The 15,199-nt window shown below is 70.1% G+C and carries 11 protein-coding genes and 1 pseudogene; 5 read left to right on the top strand and 7 right to left on the bottom strand.

Going from position 1 to position 15,199, the window contains the following annotated elements; translation table 11 throughout:
- Window positions 1-262 precede the first annotated feature (262 nt).
- From ACJ8AN_RS17855 to ACJ8AN_RS17880, 6 genes are all read right to left on the bottom strand, one after another.
- Window positions 263-583, bottom strand: a complete 321-nt coding sequence (locus ACJ8AN_RS17855) for a hypothetical protein (protein WP_407756585.1) — start codon at window positions 581-583, stop codon at window positions 263-265.
- A 47-nt stretch (window positions 584-630) separates the two neighbouring features.
- A complete protein-coding gene (locus ACJ8AN_RS17860) occupies window positions 631-1,173 on the bottom strand; it encodes a papain fold toxin domain-containing protein (protein ID WP_407756586.1) in 543 nt (180 codons plus the stop codon).
- Window positions 1,174-1,216: 43 nt separating this feature from the next.
- The gene (locus ACJ8AN_RS17865) at window positions 1,217-2,596 is read right to left on the bottom strand and encodes an MATE family efflux transporter (protein ID WP_407756587.1); all 1,380 of its coding nucleotides are present in this window, start codon (window positions 2,594-2,596) and stop codon (window positions 1,217-1,219) included.
- A 159-nt stretch (window positions 2,597-2,755) separates the two neighbouring features.
- Entirely contained in the window at window positions 2,756-4,858 is a 2,103-nt protein-coding gene (locus ACJ8AN_RS17870) for a beta-propeller domain-containing protein (RefSeq protein ID WP_407756588.1), read from the bottom strand.
- Between the two features lie 184 nt (window positions 4,859-5,042).
- On the bottom strand, window positions 5,043-6,545 hold the full coding sequence (locus ACJ8AN_RS17875) for a putative metal-binding motif-containing protein (RefSeq protein ID WP_407756589.1): 1,503 nt from the start codon (window positions 6,543-6,545) through the stop codon (window positions 5,043-5,045).
- Complete coding sequence (locus ACJ8AN_RS17880; RefSeq protein ID WP_407756590.1) at window positions 6,542-7,408, bottom strand: hypothetical protein; 867 nt, start codon at window positions 7,406-7,408, stop codon at window positions 6,542-6,544. The genes ACJ8AN_RS17875 and ACJ8AN_RS17880 overlap by 4 nt, the downstream gene beginning before the upstream one ends.
- A gap of 154 nt (window positions 7,409-7,562) precedes the next feature.
- Here ACJ8AN_RS17880 and ACJ8AN_RS17885 point away from each other — a divergent pair, with 154 nt between their 5' ends.
- The gene (locus ACJ8AN_RS17885; protein WP_407756595.1) at window positions 7,563-9,380 is read left to right on the top strand and encodes a protein kinase domain-containing protein; all 1,818 of its coding nucleotides are present in this window, start codon (window positions 7,563-7,565) and stop codon (window positions 9,378-9,380) included.
- Window positions 9,381-9,533: 153 nt separating this feature from the next.
- Window positions 9,534-10,121: a hypothetical protein gene (locus tag ACJ8AN_RS17890; RefSeq protein ID WP_407756591.1), complete on the top strand. Its 588-nt coding sequence runs from the start codon at window positions 9,534-9,536 to the stop codon at window positions 10,119-10,121.
- Window positions 10,122-10,172: 51 nt separating this feature from the next.
- Here ACJ8AN_RS17890 and ACJ8AN_RS17895 read toward each other — a convergent pair whose 3' ends face one another.
- The gene (locus ACJ8AN_RS17895) at window positions 10,173-11,987 is read right to left on the bottom strand and encodes an Hsp70 family protein (protein WP_407756592.1); all 1,815 of its coding nucleotides are present in this window, start codon (window positions 11,985-11,987) and stop codon (window positions 10,173-10,175) included.
- A gap of 205 nt (window positions 11,988-12,192) precedes the next feature.
- Between ACJ8AN_RS17895 and atpH the strand changes: the two genes are divergently transcribed.
- The 3 genes and pseudogenes from atpH to ACJ8AN_RS17910 all read left to right on the top strand — a co-directional run.
- Complete coding sequence (atpH, locus tag ACJ8AN_RS17900; RefSeq protein WP_407756593.1) at window positions 12,193-12,738, top strand: ATP synthase F1 subunit delta; 546 nt, start codon at window positions 12,193-12,195, stop codon at window positions 12,736-12,738.
- A gap of 133 nt (window positions 12,739-12,871) precedes the next feature.
- Entirely contained in the window at window positions 12,872-14,347 is a 1,476-nt protein-coding gene (locus ACJ8AN_RS17905; protein ID WP_407756594.1) for an ATP-binding protein, read from the top strand.
- 165 nt (window positions 14,348-14,512) lie between these two features.
- Window positions 14,513-15,199 (top strand): annotated as a pseudogene (locus ACJ8AN_RS17910) (F0F1 ATP synthase subunit alpha); the annotation flags it as partial.

Consider the following 15,199-nt stretch of genomic DNA (forward strand, 5'->3'; position numbering starts at 1 on the left):
GCGCGATGGCGCCCGCGATGTCACCGCGCACCAGACAGGCCATCATCTCCAGCCGGATGGAATCCACTCCGGCGAGCACGCTGGCCCGCACCGGGGAAACCGCCGATGCGGGCGACGCCGCCCAGGCCGGACCCGGCACGAGTCCCGCCACCAGCAACAACCCAAGCACCACCCCACGAAGCCTTCTCACTCTTCGAGGGTAGCACGGCCGCTCCTCACGCCCTCGAGGACTGGGAGATTCAGCACGACCTGCTGTGGTGAGTCAGCTGCCCTGCCGCTCGCGCTCACGCAGGGCGACGAACTCGGCGACGAAGTCGAGGAACTTGCGGATGGCACGCTCATGGTCGCCCTCGCAGTCGCGCAGGTACTTGGCGGCCCAGCCCTCGGTGGGGAACTCCTGTTTCACGTCACGCAGCCAATCGCGGAAGAGGCCGTACTCCTCATCCGTGATGCCGTTGGCGCTCTGGCAGGAGCGGTAGCCATCGGTGAAGGCCACCATCCGGACGATGTCGATATCGCCCAGATACATTGCCAGGCGTCCCCGCAGCATGTCCTGCCGCATGCGCATCAGGTAATCGAGCATGTACACATGCTGGCGAGATGTCTGGCCTTCAGAAGGCTTGTCCTCATTCATGGCGCGGACACCACTGTCCAGGTCACTCCCAGTTCCGCGTGAAGCCGAGACATGTAGTCCATCAACTTCATACCCATTGGTCCGGTGTATGCGTCGTAGACCCGATCCTCGATCATGACAGCGGCATGATAGCCATTATACGTGATGCCAGGACTCTTTCCGCTCGCCATATCGAAAGCAATGTAGTCCTTATTACCCAATGCCCTTATGGCGATGTACTGCGGCGTCTGGCCCAGTTTGCCGAACGCGGTGTGGATGATGCGCGCCACCTGCTGGCACTTGCCCGCCTGCTGATTCGCGACGCTGTAGGCCCCCTGCAACTCCATCAACCACGCGGGTGCCGCCTGTCCCGTCTCGGCCTCGTACAGCGCGATGGCGCCCGCGATGTCACCGCGCACCAGACAGGCCATCATCTCCAGCCGGATGGAATCCACTCCGGCGAGCACGCTGGCCCGCACCGGGGAAACCGCCGATGCGGGCGACGCCGCCCAGGCCGGACCCGGCACGAGTCCCGCCACCAGCAACAACCCAAGCACCACCCCACGAAGCCTTCTCATGCTCCGAGGGTAGGCCGCCCGCCCCTCACCCCTCCAGCGGCTGGAGCGTCCCGGCGCTCTGTCGCTCGAAGCGCCAGAAGAGCGCGAGCGCCACGGCGGTGAGTCCCGCGCACAGGCCCCACCAGATGCCGACCACGCCGAGCTTCAGCCCGAAGCCGAGCACCAGCGCCACCGGCAGGCCCACCAGGTAGTGCCCCACCACGTTGGCGTAGAAGGTGAAACGCGTCTCCCCCGCCCCGCGCAGCACGCCCGCGCCCACGCCCTGGATGCCATCGGAAATCTGGAAGACGGCGCACACCATCAACAGCGGCACCACCAGGGGGAGCACCTCGGCGGGCGCGCCCATGAGGGTGGCCAGTTGCCGGGGAAGCAGCGCGTACATCAGCGCGCTCACCGTCATGAAGCCCGCCCCCGAGGCGAACGCCGTCATCCCACTGCGCCGCGCCAGCGGCGTGTTGCGCGCCCCCACGGCCCACCCCACCCGCACGCTGCCCGCGTTGCCAATGCCCAGCGCCATCGCGAAGGACACGCTGCCGAAGGAGATGGCGATCTGATGGGCGCTCATGCTCTCGGGACCGAGCCAGCGCGCCAGCACGCCCGCCAGCGAGAAGACGCCCACCTCCGCCGCGATGTGCAGACCAATGGGCAGCCCCACCCGGAGCGCCTGGAGCATGTCCGCGCGAACGGGCCGCAGCGAGGGTTTGCCTCCCGAGGTGGGCGTCAGGTGCACCGCCCACGCGACGATGGCCCACTGCACCACGCACGCCAGCAGCGTCGCGAGCGCCGAGCCCTTCACCCCCAGCGCCGGCACCTGGCGCAGCGGCCCGAGGAAGGCGGGCAGCCCCTCGCCGCCGAAGACGAAGACGATGTTCGCCCCCAGGTTGAACAGGTTGGCGAGCACCGTGGACACCACCAGCACCCGGGGCCTGCCCGTCGCCTGGAGGAAGGCCCGGGCGGTGATGAAGAGCAGCAGCAGCGGCAGGCTGAGCGCACGCAAGGTGAGGTAGTCCCGCACCTCGGGCAGCTCGGCGAAGTCCACGCCGAAGCGGGGCAGCAGCCGTGGCACCACCCCCAGCGGTATCGCCAGCACCACCCCCACGAGGATGGCCAGGTAGCTGCCCTGCCAGAGCAGCGAGCGCGCGCGCATCGCGTTGCGCGCCCCGATGGCCTGGGACACCAGCGGGTCCACGCCCATCATCAGTCCGATGGCGAAGCTGCAGAGGGCGAAGAAGACCGCGGTGGACAGGCCCACCGCCGCCAGCGCATGGGTGCCCACGCGGCTCACCACCGCCGTGTCCACGAAGCCCATGAGCGATTGGCCCGCCTGGGCGATGGCGATGGGCAGGGCGAGCTTCCAGAGCTCTCGGAGCTCTTCGAAACGGCTGGGGAGTGGAGCGGACGACATGGGAGCGGTGGCCTATAGCGGTTTTCCGCCGGAGATGCGCGGCTGACTTCGCGGACGGCCCGACCCCCGCTCGCCTGACCCATCCGCCAGCCGCCCGTTCTCCAGGCGGCCGGGCGGTGTCGCTCGGTTACAGGTCCACTCCCGGGGAGAGGCTCCGGGTCACGGGTAGACGATGGGGTCGAAGCGCGAGGTGGCCAGCGGCTGCGAGAGCTGGCTCACGTGGGCCACGCGCACGCCGGCGTCGGTAATGGCATACACATAGTCATCCGCCATCACGCTGCGCCGCACCGAGGGCGAGTAGGTGTAGCTCCACTGGTTGTAATTGACGGTCTGGTACACGTCCTTCATGGAGAGGGCGCCCACGGAGGTGAAGCCCGCGGCCGGGTCCACGCGGAAGACGCGCAGCTCGCTCACGAAGCCGCCCCAGTAGTCGCCCGAGTACTGCTGCGTCCAATCCGAGAAGGGAAGGGCCACCAGCCCCTTGGCCGGGAAGAAGTTGAAGGCCTTGTGCTCGTAGAGCGACTCGCTCCAGCCGTAGGCGGTGCCCACCAGTTGCGTGAAGGCCTCGCGCGGGTGCGCCGGGTCCGTCACGTCGAAGAGCGACAGCTTGAGGGCCCGCGTGCGCCAGTCCCCGTTCTCCGCCACGTGCACGCCCACCGTCAGCAGGTGGTTCTCGTCCAGCGGGTGGATGTACGAGGAGAAGCCCGGCACCTTCAGCTCGCCCACCTTGCGCGGGTGCGCCGGGTCCGACAGGTCGAAGGTGAAGAGCGGATCCATCTGCTTGAACGTCACCACGTAGCCCTTGTCGCCGAGGAAACGCGCGCTGTAGATGCGCTCGCCCGGGGCCAGCTCCTCGCTCTGCCCGAGCAGCTTCAGCTGGCCGTCCTCCTGCCGGTACGTGGAGAGGCGGTTGCTCAGCTCTAGGCGGCCCCAGTCGTTGCCGGGCTCCGCCACGCGCCGGGTGAGGGTGGTGGCCACGCGCAGCACGCCCTCGTGCTCGTCCATGCTGAACGAGTTGAGCAGGGTGCCCTCCACCGTGGCGCTGGCCACGTACGTGGCGCGGTGCGGCTGGCTCAGGTCGAGCTTGTGCACATAGGTGTAGTCCGCCTGTCCCGCCTCCGGCCACCACCACCAGTGCGGCGTGGCCAGGTAGAGCGCGCTGGCGGTGGCGTACACCTCGCCCGGCTCGGTCACCAGGGTGGTGCGGCTCGGGGCCTGCATCACCTGCGCGTCCAGGTCGAGCGAGGCCACGGTGACGAAGCCCGGCCGCGTGGGCGCGTTCGTCTTGTGGAAGTCCCGGCAGTCGTAGCCCACCGCCTCCACCGTGCCATCCGGCCGCTTGTACCGGCCCTCCGGCATCCAGTCCGTCAGGGCGCTGGCGCGGATGAGCCGCTCGTTCTGCTCCATCAGCTTGTCGAGCTCCTTCTCCAGCCGCGTCTGGTCATTCCAGAGGTCCTGCGAGTAGTCGGGCCACCAGCGCATCCCCTCGGGCCAGCGGAACGAGTCGCGCAACACCAGCCGCGCCGAGCCGCCCGTCAGGCGCGCGTCGTGGTAGCCGCCGGCCAGGTACAGCTCGCCCGTCACGTGCGGCGCGGCGAGGTCCGACACGTCCACCGTCGTCACCTTGGTGAACGCGGACCCGTAGCCATACGCCTGGCCATGGCCATCACACGGGCCCATGGGCGTGCAGCCCGTGCCTCCGCTCGCGCCCGGGGACGGCGGGTACACCTCGGAGAAGACGAGCACCCTGTCGCCGCGCAGGAACATCTGCCGGGGCACGCCCTCGAGCTTCAGCGAGGACACCGCCTGGAGCGACTCGGCCGGCCAGGAGCGGTGCACGTACAGCTTCTGCCCGGAGAGGACGAAGATGCGCGTGCCATCGTTCTTCACGAAGTCCGCCTCGTCCACGCCGTCCACCTGGTTGTTGGTGCCCGTGTAGTCATCCGGGGCGGGCGAGCCCGTGCCGCCGCCTCCCGGAGAGCCCGTGGTGGGCACCGGGTCCCCGGCCGCATCCCCCATCTCGGGGGTGCCGCCGAACCAGCCGCCCCGCGACTTCCAGTACGACGGCTTGGAGCGCTCCATCGTGGCCCGCATGTCGAGCACCGCCGCGTCCTCGAGATAGGACTCGAGCGCTCCGCAGCTCTCGAAGGACTCCAGCCTCGCGTGCATCTGCACGGGCTGGTTGTCGGGGATGCCGCTCGTGTCCGCGCACCCCGCCAGCGCCAGCAGCGCGAGCGCCAGCCCACCGTGGTTCTTCCGCATGTTCCTGACTCCTCGAAGCGTGTTCCGGCCGCGCCGCGCTCATTGCCACGCACGTGCCAGGGCCGCGCGCTACGGCGGGCGCTCGGGATTTCGAGGAGTTGGAGGGAGGAGGGCCGCGCTAGGGGCCTCGGAAAACCGAGTCCTCCCGGCGCGGGACAGCCAGAAAACCGCGAGGGGCCGCGCGCTACGGCCCGCAGAAGGGCAGCAGGTACCCCTCGGACGCATAACCGACCGCGAGCGACGGGGCGAGCTGGTTGTAGGCCAGGAAACGGGTGGAGTCCGGCATGACGACGAGCGCCTCGGAGAGCGTGGTGTTGTTGCCGGGCGGACGCAGCGGGAGCCAATCCTTCACGCCTGAGCTTCCGAGGGTGCCGATGAGGAGGCGCCGCTGGCCCGACGCGGGATCCGTCCACACCCCGAGCGCGCTCTCGGGGCCCTGCATCCCGGGCCGCCGCGCCATCACCATGCTCTCGATGTTGCTATCCGTGGAGCCGACCACCGTTGGCTCGAGGGAGCAGGCCTGGTCACCGCACCCCACGCCCAGCAGCTGGGAGGTGACGCCCGAGCCCGTGACGGCGTTCGCCACGTAGAAGACGACGTGGCGCACCGGGTCATCCTTGAGGGGAGCGATGAAGGGCGAGTGGGTGGACCCGTTCTGGGTGATGGCGGCCCCCGCCGCGTAGGTCAGCGAGCCGTCATTCTTGACGATGACCGTCTTGCGGACACCCGCGTCCTCGAACGCCACCAGGAACGCGTTGCCCGTTCCGTTCGCCGTGGCATCGAGCCCGAATCCCCCGCGATGGGCCGCGATCTTGTTGGGGCCGCGCACCGCGGTCGGCGTGAATTCATTCCGGGGGACCGTGTACACGGCCGTCACATCGGTCGAGGTGCTGCTGGGCGTATAGGTGACGGCCACGAGGACATGGGTCATGTTGATCGCGGCCTTGACGCGGGACACGGTGGCTGAGGCATAGGGGAGCTCGAGCACCTGCGAGACGGCGCGGCTTCCGCTCCCATCCAGCAGGGTGAGCTTCACCCGGTAGTCGGACGAGCTCGACACGGTCCCCTGCTCGACCCACGCCGCCGCGACCGTGTCTCCGTCCGCCGCGAGCGAGGGAGACCTGAAGTTGTAGGCGGCGCTGGTGGGCATGAACGTCGTGCCCTGCTTCAGGGTGCCATCGGGCGCGAGGGTGCGCGCCACGAGGTTCCCCGCTTCCGACTCGAGCACCAGCAGCGTGTCCTGCGAGCCGTCGGGCGCGCGCCTCACGGCGATGGCGGCCAGCGTGGAGCCGCTGTCGAGGCTCTTGCTCAGGGGCAGGGGGTCGTTCCAGTTGTCCGCGGGGCCGTCGCAGTTGTTGTCCAGGCCGTCACACCGCTCGAACACCGGCTTCTTCTTGCTCTCGCAGACGCCGAAGGTGCCTTCCGCGCCGCACTGGCGCGCGCCCGCCTTGCACTCGCCCAGGCCGTTGGTATCGCAGGCCTCGCTCACCCCGGGCTTGCAGACCATGTCCGAGGTGAGCTGGATGCAGCGGTTCTCGTAGCAGACGAAGCTCTCGGGGCACTTGTGGTCCGCGTCGTCGCAGCCAGCGGGGCCCTCCTGCTCCTCGACCTCCTCGATGGTGGGGACGATGCAGGCGGCCGTGCAGGCCAGACAAGACAGCAGCAGGAGCTTGGATAGAGCGCTCACGGCGAACCTCCTCCCGTGGAGGCGAGGGCGGGAGCGGTGGGGCTCCCGGGAATGAGGAAGGTGGCGAGCGCTCCCAGCGCGGCGGCGCTCGCGGTGCCGAACAGGATGTTGGCGACGAGGGCGTTGCTCTCGGCGCTCTTCAGGTACGTGACGCGCTCGTCGTAGAAGCCGGCCTCGCGCGCGTGCGTCACCTGGGTAGCCGATTGCAGGCCGAAGAAGGCCGCCGCGCCACCCGCCACCGCGGTCGTCCCCAGCAGCACCGCCGGCAGCACCGAGCGGCCGGACGCCTTCTGCTCGTTGACGGAGGGCACGTAGGCGGGAGTCTGGGGCCGCGGCTCCACGCGGGGGTTGAGGCCGGGAGTCTGCACCGGACGATCCGCCGGAGCCTGCGCGGTGGCCCCGGTGGCGGGCGCCTGGACGCCCAGGTCACGCCGCACCGACTGGCGCACGTCCTCGAAGTCGCGCTCCACCTTGGGGGAGACCTTCACCGGCAGCTTCGCGTCTGGCTGGAGGTAGAGGCCGGTACGGAACGAGGCGAGCGACTCGTCGCGCTGGCCGAGCTCCGCCTGCACGACGCCCTGGTACAGGGCCACCGGCACCTCCTGCTCGACCCCGTGCGCCAACTCCCTGGCGCGGGACAGTTGAGCCAGGGCCTTCTCGTACTCGAAGTTCTCGTAGAGGCTGACGGCGGCGGAGAACACACTCTGGAAGTCTTCCTGGGGGGCCGGGGCCTTGCGAGCCGGAGTCTTCCGGGCCGGGGTCTTCCGGGCGGGCGCGGCGGCGAGCGCCTGGGCAGGCAGGCAGGCCGCGAGGCAGAGGGCGAGTACCCGTGCTCGTCCTGTCCGGGGGGAACTGGCATTCATGGCGCGCCACCGTAGCAGGAGCCGGCCCGGGGCAGGCAGCCCCCCTTCGCGCCGGGCGCGGTGCGCATATGATGCGCCTGTAGCCGGGTCACGGGAGATCGTCTTGACGCAAGTCGGCAAGTACAAGCTGGTCAGCAAACTCGCCACCGGAGGCATGGCCGAGGTGTTCCTCGCCCGGGTGGAAGGCCCCATGGGCTTCGAGAAGACGCTCGTGCTCAAGCGAATCCTCCCGCACCTGGCCGAGGACCCGGCCTTCGTGGGGATGTTCTTCACCGAGGCGCGCGTGGCCGCGCAGCTCAACCATCCCCACATCGTCCAAATCTTCGACTTCGGTCAGGCCGAGGGCACCTACTACCTGGCGATGGAGTACATCGACGGGCCGGATCTGCGCACGCTGTCGGCGAAGGCGGTGCAGGCGGGCATCTCGCTGCCTCCGGCCTTCTGCGCCAAGATTGCCTCCGCGGCGTGCGAGGGCCTGGCCTTCGCGCACGACTTCGTGGACCCGTCCACCGGCAAGCACCTGGAGCTCATCCACCGCGACATCAGCCCCGACAACATCCTGCTGTCGCGCCAGGGCGCGGTGAAGGTGGTGGACTTCGGCATCGCCAAGGCCACCAACCAGCGGCACAAGACGAAGACGGGCACCATCAAGGGGAAGATCGCCTACATGCCGCTGGAGCAGCTCCAGGGCCAGCCGCTGGACCGGCGTGCGGACGTGTACGCGCTGGGCGTGGTGCTCTACGAGCTGCTCACCGGCAACTACCCCTTCGAGGCCACCACCGACGTGAGCATGATGCAGGCCATCCTCTTCGAGCCGCTCGTGCCCGCGAAGTCGCGCCGCACGGACCTGCCCGAGGCGCTGGTGCAGATCCTGGACAAGGCGCTGTCCAAGGTGCGCGAGCAGCGCTACCCGGACTGCCTCACCTTCCAGGCGGACCTGGAGCGCTTCATCGTCTCCACGGGCCAGTCGGTGGGGGCGAGAGACCTGGCGCAGTGGGTGGAGCGGCTGGTCCCGAAGAACAGCGCGCCGGCGAGGAGCGCCGCGACGGGCCAGGGAGAGGACGCCGGCTTGGCGGCCACGGCCATCTCCCAGCGGGTTCCGGCGGTGGGGACCGGCCAGCAGACCATGGCCGCGCCGCTCGACGCCGAGGTCCGGCCCGCCACGGGCCAGCTGGGAGCGGCACGCACCCAGAGCATCGGGGTGGACTCCGCCGCACCGCCTCCCGAGACTCGCCTGGAGTCCACGCGCATCTCCCAGACGCAGCTCCCGCCCACGCCCGAGCCCCAGCGGACGGCTGCCCGGCAGGTGACGGGCTCCCAGAAGGCGGTGGCCCCCACGCAGGCGGCCTTCCCCCAGCAGGCAGCGGCCCCCGCGCAGACGGACCTCCCGGAGGAGGACGCCGTCCCCCACGTTCAGCGCCGCCGCCTGGGCCTGGGCGTGGCGATGGGAGGACTGGTGCTGCTCGCCGCGGGCGGTGCGGTGCTGCACTTCCGGAGCGGCACCGGGCCCCAGCCCATCGCGCCCCCTCCCGCGCCCATGACGGCGGCGCCCACGCCTCCTCCTCGGACTCCGCCCCCGCCGGCCACCGAGGTCGCGGCCCGGCCCACTGAGGCCCCGCCCCAGCCCGCGGCGGAGCACCCGGAGCCCGTGGCCGCCCCCACCCCGCCGGAGCCCGCGGCCCATGCGGAGCAGCCCCCTGCGGAGCCCACGAAGCCGGAGCCCGCGGAGACCCCCGCCGTGCGGCGCAAGGTCGCGCAGAAGGGGACGCTGGAGTTCCGCATCCGGCCCTACGCCACGGTGTTCCTGGATGGAACGGCGCTCGGCCAGACGCCCCTGAAGTCCCAGCAGGTGTCCGCCGGCACGCACAAGGTGCGGCTGCTCAACCCCGAGCTCAACAAGGACCTCGTGAAGACCGTCGAGGTGAAGCCCGGACAGACAAACGTCTTCAAGCTCGACCTCAACGCGGACTGAGGCGCGTCTCGGTAGGGCAGCACGAATCGGTTTATGGCGTCGGTGTGAACGGCTTCACAGCATCAGCATGAATACCCAGGCAGAACGGGGCCCGCCGCGACTCCACCGGGTCCGGCGAAGGCCCGAGGCCTTCCCTTCACCAATCGAGACATCATGAACTTCAAGAATCTGCTGTCGGGCGTAGTGGTCGTGGCGGGTCTGGCGACGGCGTGTGGTGGCGAGGCCCAGGAGTCGGTCAGCGCGCGGAGCGACACCGGTTCCATCGAGAGCCCGCTCGTCTTCGTGACGGCCCTCGGCGAGGAGATTCCCTGCAATATCTACCGCTCGTACAGCTGGAACTTCACCACGGGGAGCGGGACGTGCGCGCTCACCAACGCGTTCACCCACAACTACGGCGGCGGCTCCGTGATCGTCGGGGCCACCAGCGTCGTGGTGGTCCAGACCAATGGGCTCATCCCCCAGATTGATCTCCAGGATGATCCCACGACCACTGGAATCAACGAGGGCGTTCAAATCCTCTTCGTCGGGAATGGAAACGGGTCGGTCTCCTTCACGACCTATGTCGCCTTCCGGACCGACAGTGTGGCGACGGGCAGGGTCCAGCAGGGGGTTCTCTCCGGGGATCAGTGCCTCACGAAGCCCGATGGGTCGAAGCTCGTCTGCAAGGGGGGGACGATGCCCCTGTTCGATGTCAACGGGTATCTCTACGGCCCCTCCTGCTCCGTCGTGAGCACCTGCTAGACCCCCACGCCAGCCACACCCGGTGCCCCTGCCGCAAAGAAGGGCACCACCTCAGCGTCCCGACAGCAACTGCATGAGCTGGCGCGCCACCTGGGCGCACTGCTCGGCGTCGCGGGCCTCGAGCGCGGAGTGGCCGGCCGCCAGCAGGTTGCGCACGTTGAGCATGGCCGCATCGGCCTGATCGCTGGGGTTCTCCTCGGCGGTGCGCTGCAGCAGCTTCGCCAGCTTCTCCCCGCGCTCGAGCAGCTTGCGGAACGTCTCCTCCGTCTTCTTCGCGTCCGCCTGCGCCTGCTTCTGCGCGTACGAGGCCTGCTCCTTCACGAGCCGCTCGGCCTCCTGTCCCGGCAGGTGCGGGCGCGCCTCCAGCCGCACCGCCTCGCTCACGCCCGTCTTCATGTCCAGCGCGCGCACCGACAGCGTGCCCTCGTTGGACAGCTCGAACGTCACCTCCAGCGGCGTGTCCCCGCGCGAGCCGGCCTGGAGGTTGCGCAGCACCACCTCGCCCAGCTTGCGGTTCTCGTCCTGAAGCTCGCTCTCGCCCTGGTAGATGGGGATGCGCGCCTCGGTCTGCCCGTGGCGGCCCGGGAGGAAGACGTCCTTGGCCACCACCGGCACCGCGCTGTTGCGGGGAATCAGGTGCCGTACCCTCCCGCCCATCACGCCCACGCCCAGCGAGCTGCCCACTACGTCCAAGAGCAGCGCCGCGCCCGACTGGAGCGCCAGCTCGTCCGCGTGGATGGCCGCGCCCAACGCCACGGCCTCGTCCGGGTTCACCTCGGTGGAGGGCGCCTTGCCGAAGAAGTCCGCCACCAGCCGGCGGATGAGCGGCACGCGCGTCATGCCGCCCACCAGCAGCACCGTCCCCACCGCATGCGGGTCCATCCCCGCGTCCTTCATCACCGACTCGCACACCGCGATGCAGCGCTTGGACAGCGGCTCGCACAGCTGCTCGAAGAACTGCCGCGTGAGCGCCGTCTCCAGGCCCGTCAGCTTGCGCGCCGGCTGCGTATGGTCGCCCAGGCCCGTCAGCGAGATGAGCGTCTCCGTGTGCTCCGACAGCTCGCGCTTGGCCTGCTCCGCCGCCACCTTCAGCTTGCGCATGGACACCGCGTCGCGGTGCACCAGCTCGCGGTGGTTGTCGTCCACCTGCGCCAGCAGCCAGTCGACAATCTTCAGGTCGAAGTCCTCGCCGCCCAGCGAGGGGTCTCCTCCCGTGGCCTTCACCTCGTAGACGCCGTCGGTAATCTCGAGCACCGTCACATCGAAGGTGCCGCCGCCCAGGTCGAACACGAGCGCGTGGCCCTGGAAGCCGCGCGACAGGCCATAGGCGAGCGCCGCGGCGGTGGGCTCGTTGATGAGGCGGATGGCGTCCAGCCCGGCGATGGTGGCCGCCTCGCGCGTGGCCTGGCGCTGGCCGTCGTCGAAGTTGGCGGGGACGGTGATGACGCACTTGCTGACGGGGCGCCCGAAGTACGCCTCGGCGTCGAGCTTCAGCTCGCCCAGAATCATCGCCGACACCTGGGTGACGGGCAGGGTGCGCCCGGCCATCTTCACGCGCACGTCCCCGGTGTTGCCGCCCGCCAGCGGGTAGGGCACCACCGCCTTGGCCGACGCCACCAGCTCCGGGGTGAAGCGCCGCCCGATGAAGCGCTTGGTGGCCCACACCACGCAGTCGGGGTGCTCCTCGGCGAGCGCCTGGGCCTTGGTGCCCACCACGCGCTCGGCCAGCTTCGGCGTGAGGCCCACGACGGAGGGCGTCAGCCGCCCGCCCGAGCGCGAGGGGATGATGCGGGGCTGGCCGTCCTCCACTGAGGCCACGGCGCTGTTGGTGGTGCCCAGGTCGATTCCGATGACGGGGTCGCGCATGGATGAAGGAGCCGGTGTCCGGGGGGCGGAAGGGGCCTGCGTTCTCATGATACGCCGGAGATGCCTGCTTCCGGAGGCCCCCCTCTACCCCCACCGAGCACCCCCACCTCATGGGTACAGCGGCAGGGGAACTTATTGAAGACCCGGCACGGGCTCGTGCCCTGGCGTTGCCCCCGGCCAGAGGGCGTGCTAAGCGCGCCGCGCCATGGTGAACGTGTCAATCGCCCGCCGTTACGCCCGCGCTCTGCTCGACGTCGCCACCGAGACGGGCCGCGCCGATGCCGTGTCCGAGCAGCTCTCCTCCGTCGCCGGTGTGCTCTCCCAGAACCGCGAGCTGGCGGATGTGCTCTTCAACCCGGCCTACTCCCGCGAGCAGCGCGCCCGCGTGGTGGAGGCGATCCTCAAGGCCCTGGGCCCGGTGGAGCCCGTGCTGGGCAATACCCTGCGCCTGCTGGTGGACCGCAACCGCCTCGTCTACCTGCCGGACATCGCCCGCCTCTACCGCGACATGGCCGATGCCCAGGCCGGCCGTCTGCGCGGCCACGTCACCAGCGCCGTGCCCCTCTCGGCCGACGCCCTCCAGAAGCTCTCCGGCTCCTTCAAGGACCTCACCCAGCGCAACGTCGTGCTGGAGGCCCGCGTGGACCCCAACGTCCTGGGGGGGGTCGCCGCCCAGGTCGGCAGCACCCTCTACGACGGCACCCTGCGCACCCAGCTCGAGCAGATGCGCCGCGAGCTGAAGCAGCGCTAGCCCACCTGCCCCTCGGGCGACCGGGGGGCACGTTGTCCGCTCCTCCGCATTTCCCTGCAAGCCCGGTATTCCCAGCGGGTCAGGGAAAGGATATGGTGGGCCCACCCGGGTCCCAGCCCGTGGGTCCCCTTCCATGGCGCAGCCCGTCCTCCATCGTCCTCATGCCGCTCCCGCGGCGCCCTCCCTGCCCGAGGAGGCCCTGCCCTGTTTCGGGGCGCTCCTCCAGGCCTCCGGGCTGGGGCTGGCCTTCCTGGACCGGGAGCTGCGCTTCCGCTTCATCAGCAACGCCATCGTCGCCCTGAGCGGACTGCCCGGCCCGGCGTACGAGGGCCGCACCCCCGGAGAGATCTGGCCCGCGCTGTCCTCGGCCCTGGGACCGCTGCTGCAGCGGGCCCTGTCGGGCGAGACGGTGGTGGGGGCGCGGGTGTCCGGCCCCCTGGGGAGCACGCCCACGGTGCGCCACTTCCGGGTGTCGGTGCTGCCCGCGTCCTCGGGCGGCCTGCGTACCGGCGTGGGCCTCACGCTGGAGGACGAGACGGAGCGCGTGGAGCAGGAGCTGGCCCTGCGCGAGAGCGAGCAGCGGCTGCGCGGCCTCGTCGCCGTCTCCTGCGACGGCTACTTCCTGCATGAGGCGGGCGTCGTCCTCGAGGCGAGCCGCTCGCTGGCCTCCCTGTTGGGCGTCACGCCCGAGGAGATGGTGGGCCAGCCGATGGTGCGCTGGATCGCCCCCGAGTCGCGCGAGACGGTGCAGCTGGCCATCTCCCGGCAGGTGGAGTCCCCCTACGAGCTGACGGGGATGCGGAGCGATGGCAAGCGGCTCTTCCTGGAGGTGCTCGGACGCGCGGTGGAGTACTCCGGACGCACCGTGCGGATGACGGCCGTCTGGGACATCGGCGCCCGCAAGGCCGCCGAGGAGGCCGCGGCCCGGGCCGACACCTTCCGCGAGCAGCTGCTCGGGGTGGTGGGGCATGACTTGCGCTCCCCGCTCTACGCCATCCAGCTGAGCGTGGGGGCCATGGAGCGCGCCGGGGGGCTCAACGAGACGCAGTCGCGCCAGGTGGCGCACGTGGCCGCCGGCGCCAGACGCATGGAGCGGATGATCCACGAGCTGCTCGACTTCACGCGCGCGCGGCTCGCCGGAGGCCTGCCGGTGCGCCCCACCCCGCTCGCGCTGGACAAGCTGCTGGAGCGCACGGTGGAGCAGTTCCAGGTGTCGCACCCCACCCGGCTCATCGTCTCCAAGGTGGAGGGGGACGCGCGCGGCAGCTGGGACGAGTCGCGCCTGGGCCAGCTGCTGGACAACCTGGTGGGCAACGCGGTGCAACACAGCCCCGAGGACACGCCCATCCAGGTGAAGCTGGTGGGGGCCATGGAGGGCCTCACCCTCACGGTGCACAACGACGGGCCGCCGGTGCCGCTCGAGGAGCGGGCGACCCTCTTCGAGCCCTTCAAGCGTGGCAAGCGCGCCACGGGCGACGGTCTGGGCCTGGGCCTGTATATCGCCCGGCAGATCGTCGTGGCCCATGGGGGCCGCATCTCGGTGGAGTCCGGCGTCGGGTTGGGGACGCGCTTCATCGTCTGGCTGCCCCGTCACGCCCCGGGCGCCTGAGAGGGAAAGTCCCCTCCTCCAGTGCCTCTAACAGCGCCGATGACCTCGCGTGCCCCCACGTGCCCTTGCGCGTTGCGGTAGGGGGGGACGCATGGTAAGGGGGCCCGGCCCATTTCAGGTTTTCTGGCGGCATTCCCACTGGCCGCCCCCGTACAAGGACGCAAGATGGACATCCGCGCCGACGAGATCAGCAGAATCATCCGGGAGCAGATCAAGGACTACGGCAAGAAGGTCACCGTCGCCGAGACCGGCACCGTGCTCTCCGTGGGCGACGGTATCGCCCGCATCTACGGCCTGGAGGGCGTGCTGGCCGGCGAGCTGGTGGAGTTCTCCAACGGGGTGCGCGGCCTGGTGCTCAACCTCGAGGAGGACAACGTCGGCGTCGCCATCATGGGTGACTTCAAGGAGATCCGCGAGGGTGACACCGTCAAGCGCACCCAGACGATCGCCTCGGTGCCCGTGGGCAAGGGCCTGCTGGGCCGCGTGGTGAACGCGCTCGGCGAGCCGATGGACGGCAAGGGCCCCATCCAGGCCGCCGAGTTCCGCAAGCTCGAGGTGAAGGCGCCGGGCATCGTGAAGCGCAAGAGCGTGCACGAGCCGCTGCAGACCGGCATCAAGGCGCTCGACGCGCTGGTGCCGATCGGCCGCGGTCAGCGCGAGCTGATCATCGGTGACCGCCAGACCGGCAAGACCGCGGTGGCGGTGGACGCGATCATCAACCAGAAGGGCCAGAACGTCTTCTGCGTCTACGTCGCGATCGGCCAGAAGCAGTCCACCGTAGCGCAGGTGGTGGAGAAGCTCGCCCGCTACGGCGCGCTCGAGTACACCATCGTGGTCGCGGCCAACGCCTCC

This window comes from Archangium sp. (assembly GCF_045802675.1).
Classification (GTDB): domain Bacteria; phylum Myxococcota; class Myxococcia; order Myxococcales; family Myxococcaceae; genus Archangium.

Coding starts and splice junctions, on each gene's coding strand:
- ACJ8AN_RS17855 (WP_407756585.1), bottom strand. CDS start 583: ATGCTCGATTACCTGATGCGCATGCGGCAGGACATGCTGCGGGGACGC.
- ACJ8AN_RS17865 (WP_407756587.1), bottom strand. CDS start 2,596: ATGTCGTCCGCTCCACTCCCCAGCCGTTTCGAAGAGCTCCGAGAGCTC.
- ACJ8AN_RS17870 (WP_407756588.1), bottom strand. CDS start 4,858: ATGCGGAAGAACCACGGTGGGCTGGCGCTCGCGCTGCTGGCGCTGGCG.
- ACJ8AN_RS17880 (WP_407756590.1), bottom strand. CDS start 7,408: ATGAATGCCAGTTCCCCCCGGACAGGACGAGCACGGGTACTCGCCCTC.
- ACJ8AN_RS17885 (WP_407756595.1), top strand. CDS start 7,563: ATGGCCGAGGTGTTCCTCGCCCGGGTGGAAGGCCCCATGGGCTTCGAG.
- ACJ8AN_RS17890 (WP_407756591.1), top strand. CDS start 9,534: ATGAACTTCAAGAATCTGCTGTCGGGCGTAGTGGTCGTGGCGGGTCTG.
- ACJ8AN_RS17895 (WP_407756592.1), bottom strand. CDS start 11,987: ATGCGCGACCCCGTCATCGGAATCGACCTGGGCACCACCAACAGCGCC.
- atpH (WP_407756593.1), top strand. CDS start 12,193: ATGGTGAACGTGTCAATCGCCCGCCGTTACGCCCGCGCTCTGCTCGAC.
- ACJ8AN_RS17905 (WP_407756594.1), top strand. CDS start 12,872: ATGGCGCAGCCCGTCCTCCATCGTCCTCATGCCGCTCCCGCGGCGCCC.